This window comes from Acidocella sp. (assembly GCF_027352905.1).
Classification (GTDB): domain Bacteria; phylum Pseudomonadota; class Alphaproteobacteria; order Acetobacterales; family Acetobacteraceae; genus Acidocella.
Genome location: NZ_DAIEIF010000011.1, coordinates 1 through 4,405, shown reverse-complemented (window position 1 = coordinate 4,405; position 4,405 = coordinate 1). Strand labels below are relative to the sequence as shown.

At 71.9% G+C, this 4,405-nt stretch carries 4 protein-coding genes; all 4 read left to right on the top strand.

The features are described 5' to 3' along the window. Positions 1-1,068: UDP-N-acetylglucosamine--N-acetylmuramyl-(pentapeptide) pyrophosphoryl-undecaprenol N-acetylglucosamine transferase (locus M7H45_RS01005; protein ID WP_298213812.1), on the top strand; the 1,068-nt coding region annotated here is incomplete at its 5' end. Continuing rightward, positions 1,065-2,501, top strand: a complete 1,437-nt coding sequence (murC, locus tag M7H45_RS01000; protein WP_298213810.1) for a UDP-N-acetylmuramate--L-alanine ligase — start codon at positions 1,065-1,067, stop codon at positions 2,499-2,501. The genes M7H45_RS01005 and murC, both read left to right, overlap by 4 nt. After that, on the top strand, positions 2,498-3,391 hold the full coding sequence (murB, locus tag M7H45_RS00995) for a UDP-N-acetylmuramate dehydrogenase (protein WP_408832259.1): 894 nt from the start codon (positions 2,498-2,500) through the stop codon (positions 3,389-3,391). The genes murC and murB overlap by 4 nt, the downstream gene beginning before the upstream one ends. Next, positions 3,388-4,293, top strand: a complete 906-nt coding sequence (locus M7H45_RS00990; protein ID WP_298213809.1) for a D-alanine--D-alanine ligase — start codon at positions 3,388-3,390, stop codon at positions 4,291-4,293. Before murB ends, M7H45_RS00990 begins: the two co-directional genes overlap by 4 nt. Positions 4,294-4,405 lie beyond the last annotated feature (112 nt).

Sequence of the window (4,405 nt, the reverse complement as noted above, 5' to 3'; positions counted from 1 at the left end):
GCCGCCGGCGGCACCGGCGGGCATCTGTTTCCCGCCGAGGCGCTGGCCGCCGCCCTGCTGGCGCGCGGCGAGCGGGTGGTGCTGATGACCGACGCCCGCGCCGCCGGGGCGCGCGGCTTCGCGGGGCTCGACCAGCATGTGCTGCCCGGGGCCGGCATCGCCGGGCGCGGGGTCTGGCGGGCCGGGCTGGCGGCGATTGCCCTCGGCTGGGGCGGGATCAAGGCGCGGCGCCTGCTCGCCGGGCTCGACGCCCAGGCGGTGGTGGGGTTCGGCGGCTATCCCTCGGTCGCCCCGGCGCTCGGCGCGCGGCTCACCCGCCCGCGCCCGCGCCTGATCCTGCACGAGCAGAACGCGGTGCTGGGCCGCGCCAACCGCTTTCTCGCCCGCTTCGCCGATGTGCTGGCGCTGAATTTCGCCGCGACCGGGCGGCTGCCCGCGCGGCCGCCCCGGGTGGCGGTGGTGGGCAACCCGGTGCGCCCCGCCATCACCGCCCTGCATGGCGAGGGCTATACCCCGCCGGGCGAGCGCGCGGAATTGCTGGTGCTGGGCGGTTCCCTGGGAGCCAAGGTATTTTCGACCCTGGTGCCGGAGGCGCTGGCGCGGCTGCCCGCGCCGCTGCGGGCGCGGCTGCGCGTGACCCAGCAATGCCGGGCGGATGATCTGCCGGCGGCGCGGGACATCTTCGCCGCCGCCGGGATCGAGGCGGAATTGTCGTCTTTTTTCAACGATGTCGCGGTGCGGCTGCGGCGGGCGCAGCTGGTGGTCTCGCGCGCCGGGGCCTCCAGCGTCGCTGAGATCGCCGTGGCCGGGCGCCCGGCCATCCTCATCCCGCTGCCCGGCGCGATCGACGACCACCAGCGCGCCAATGCCGAGGCGCTGGCGGTGAGGGGCGCGGCGCTGCGCCTGGACCAGGCCGGGCTGACGCCTGACATTCTGGCTGAACGGATCGAGACATTGCTGATGAATCCTGAAGACTTATCGAACATGGCCGCGGCCGCCGCCGCCCTCGGCCAGCCGCGCGCCGCCGCGGCGCTGGCCGATCTCGTGATGGAAAGGGTGCCGGCATGAGGGCGCTGCCGCTGTCCATCGGGCCGATCCACTTCGTCGGCATTGGCGGGATCGGCATGTCCGGCATCGCCGAGGTGCTGCACGAGCTGGGTTACCAGGTGCAGGGCTCCGACCTCGCCGAGACCGCGAATGTGCAAAGGCTGCGCGCGGCGGGGATCCCCGTGGTCATCGGCCATGACGCCAAACATCTCGGCCAGGCGCAGGTGGTGGTGGTTTCCTCCGCCGTGCCGCGTGAGAATCCGGAGGTGATGGCGGCGCGGGCCAAGCTGATCCCCGTGGTGCGGCGCGCCGAGATGCTGGCCGAGCTGATGCGGCTGAAATGGGCGGTGGCGGTGGGCGGCACCCACGGCAAGACCACCACCACCTCGCTGGTGGCGGCGGTGCTGGAGGGGGCGGGGTTCGACCCCACCGTCATCAATGGCGGCATCATCAACGCCTATGGCTCCAATACCCGGCTGGGGGGCGGGGAATGGATGGTGGTGGAGGCGGATGAATCCGACGGCAGTTTTCTGCGCCTGCCCGCCGTCATCACCATCGTCACCAATATGGACCCCGAGCATCTCGACCATTGGGGCAGCAAGGAGGCGATGGAGGCGGCCTACCGCCAATTCGTCGCCAATATTCCGTTTTACGGCTTCGCGGTGCTGTGCATCGACCATCCGGCCGTGCAGAAGATGATCCCCGATCTCTCCGACCACCGCCTCATCACCTATGGCTTCTCGCCCCAGGCGGATGTGCGGGCGGAGCGGATCGTCTCCTCCAAGGAGGGGGCGAGTTTCGAGGTGCGGGTGGCCGACCGCATCACCGGGCGGGCGCGGCGGCTGGGGCCGTTCCGACTGCCGATGCTGGGCAACCATAACGTGCAGAACGCGCTGGCGGCGATTGCCGTGGCGCTGGAGATGGACGTGGCGGAGGCGCAGATCAAAACCGCTCTCGCCCAGTTCGCCGGGGTGAAGCGGCGGTTCACCAAGACCGGCGAGGCGGGCGGGATCGCCGTGATCGATGATTACGGCCATCATCCGGTGGAGATCGCGGCGGTGTTGAAGGCGGCGCGGCAGGCGGGGGCGCGCGACGTGATCGCGGTGGTGCAGCCGCACCGCTATACCCGGCTGCAAAGCCTGTTCGAGGAGTTCTGCGCCTGCATGAACGATGCGGGCACCGTGATCGTCGCGGATGTGTATCCGGCCGGGGAACAGCCGATCGAGGGCGTGGACAAGGAGGCGCTGGTGGAAGGGCTGCGCGCCCATGGCCACCGCTCTGTGGTGGCGCTGGCCGACCCCGCGCATCTGCCCGAGATGGTCAACGCCATCGCCCGTCATGGCGATTATGTCGTCTGCCTGGGGGCGGGCAGCATCACCCAATGGGCTGCGGCGCTGCCGCACCAGCTGGCGGAGCTGCACGCCGAGGCGCGGGCGGCGGGGATACGGCGATGATGGCGGCGGCGGTCCCCCGCGCGCGGGGGCGGCTGAAGGAGCGCGAGCCGCTGGCGCCGCTCACCTGGTTCCGCGTGGGCGGGCCGGCGGAATTTTTGCTGCGCCCGGCGGATGTGGAGGATTTGCGGGCATTTCTCAGCGATCTGCCCCCGGAGATGCCGGTGACGGTGATCGGCGCGGCCTCCAACCTCATCATCCGCGATGGCGGCGTCAACGGCGTCGTCATCAAGCTGGCGCGGGGATTCGGGGAGATCGAGGCGGAGCCGGAGGGGATCGTCGCCGGGGCGGCGGCGCTGGATGTGACGGTGGCCGAGCACGCGTCGGCGGCGGGCCTGGCCGGGCTGGAATTTCTCTCCGGCATACCCGGCGCCATTGGCGGCGCGGTGGCGATGAACGCGGGGGCCTATGGCGGCGATATCGCCGGGGTGCTCGACTGGGCCGAGATCGTCACCCGCGACGGGGAGCTGCGCCGGCTGGACGCCCATGAGCTGGGACTCTCCTACCGCCATTCCCGCCTGCCGCCGGGGGCGGTGGTGGTGCGGGCCCGGCTGCGGGCGCGGCCCGGCGAGGCGGCGGTAATCGCGGCGCGCATGGCCGAGATCAAGACCCGCCGCGAGGCGACCCAGCCGGTGCGGGCGCGGACCGGCGGTTCCACCTTCGCCAACCCCGAGGGGCGCAAGGCGTGGGAGCTGGTGGCGGCGGCGGGCTGCCGCGGGCTGCGCCTGGGCAATGCCCAGATTTCCGAATTGCACTGCAATTTCCTCCTCAACCTCGGCGGCGCCACGGCGGCGGAGCTGGAGGGGCTGGGCGAGGAGGTGCGGCGGCGGGTGGAGGCGGCGTCGGGCGTGCGCCTGCGCTGGGAGATCAAACGGATCGGGGTGCCGGCATGATGCGGGTGGCGGTGTTGATGGGCGGCATGTCCTCGGAGCGCGAGGTCTCGCTCAATTCCGGCAAGCAGGTATGCGAGGCGCTGCGCCAGGCCGGTTACGCGGTGACACCGGTGGTGGTGACCGAGGATCTGGCGGCGCTGCTCGCCGCCCTCACCCCCCGGCCGGAGGCGGTGTTCAACGCCTTGCACGGGCGCTTCGGCGAGGATGGCACCATCCAGGGCGTGCTGGATTATATCGGCCTGCCCTACACCCATTCGGGGGTGCGCGCCTCGGCCATGGCGATGGACAAGGGCGCGGCCAAGGCGGTGTTCGCCGCCGCCGGCCTGCCCATCGCCGCGCACCGGATCATCGACATCGCGGAACTGGCCGAGAGCGACCCGCTGCCCCGCCCCTTCGTGGTGAAGCCGGTGAATGAGGGCTCCTCCGTCGGCGTTTCCATCGTCCGCGCCGGGGATAACCACCGCGCCGAGATCGCCGCGCAATGGCGGTTCGGCCCGGCGATGGTGGAGGAATACATTCCCGGGCGGGAATTGACGGTGGGGGTGCTGGAGGACCGGGCGCTGACGGTGACCGAGATCATCCCGGCCGAGACCTTCTACGATTACACGGCGAAATACGCGGCGGGCGGCTCCCGCCACGTGCTGCCCGCCAATATTCCGGCGGATGTGGCCGTCTCGGCCAAGGAGATCGCCGTGGCGGCGCATAAGGCGCTGGGCTGCCGCGGGGCGACGCGCGCGGATCTGCGCTATGACGAGGCGGCGGGGCGCTTGATTCTGCTGGAGGTGAACACCCAGCCGGGCATGACCGCCACCTCGCTGCTGCCCGAGCAGGCGGCGCTGGAGGGCATGGATTTTCCCGCGCTCTGCGCCTGGATGGTGGAGAGGGCCGCATGCCGCGTGTAGAGACGCTCCAACGCCCCTCCTCCCCGCCGCGCCCGCGCGGCGCCCGCGCCCGCAAGCCCGCCCCGCCGCGCGACCGGCTGAGCCCGCGGGCGCTGTTCTTCCGGCGGGTGCG

Coding starts and splice junctions, on each gene's coding strand:
- murC (WP_298213810.1), top strand. CDS start 1,065: ATGAGGGCGCTGCCGCTGTCCATCGGGCCGATCCACTTCGTCGGCATT.
- murB (WP_408832259.1), top strand. CDS start 2,498: ATGATGGCGGCGGCGGTCCCCCGCGCGCGGGGGCGGCTGAAGGAGCGC.
- M7H45_RS00990 (WP_298213809.1), top strand. CDS start 3,388: ATGATGCGGGTGGCGGTGTTGATGGGCGGCATGTCCTCGGAGCGCGAG.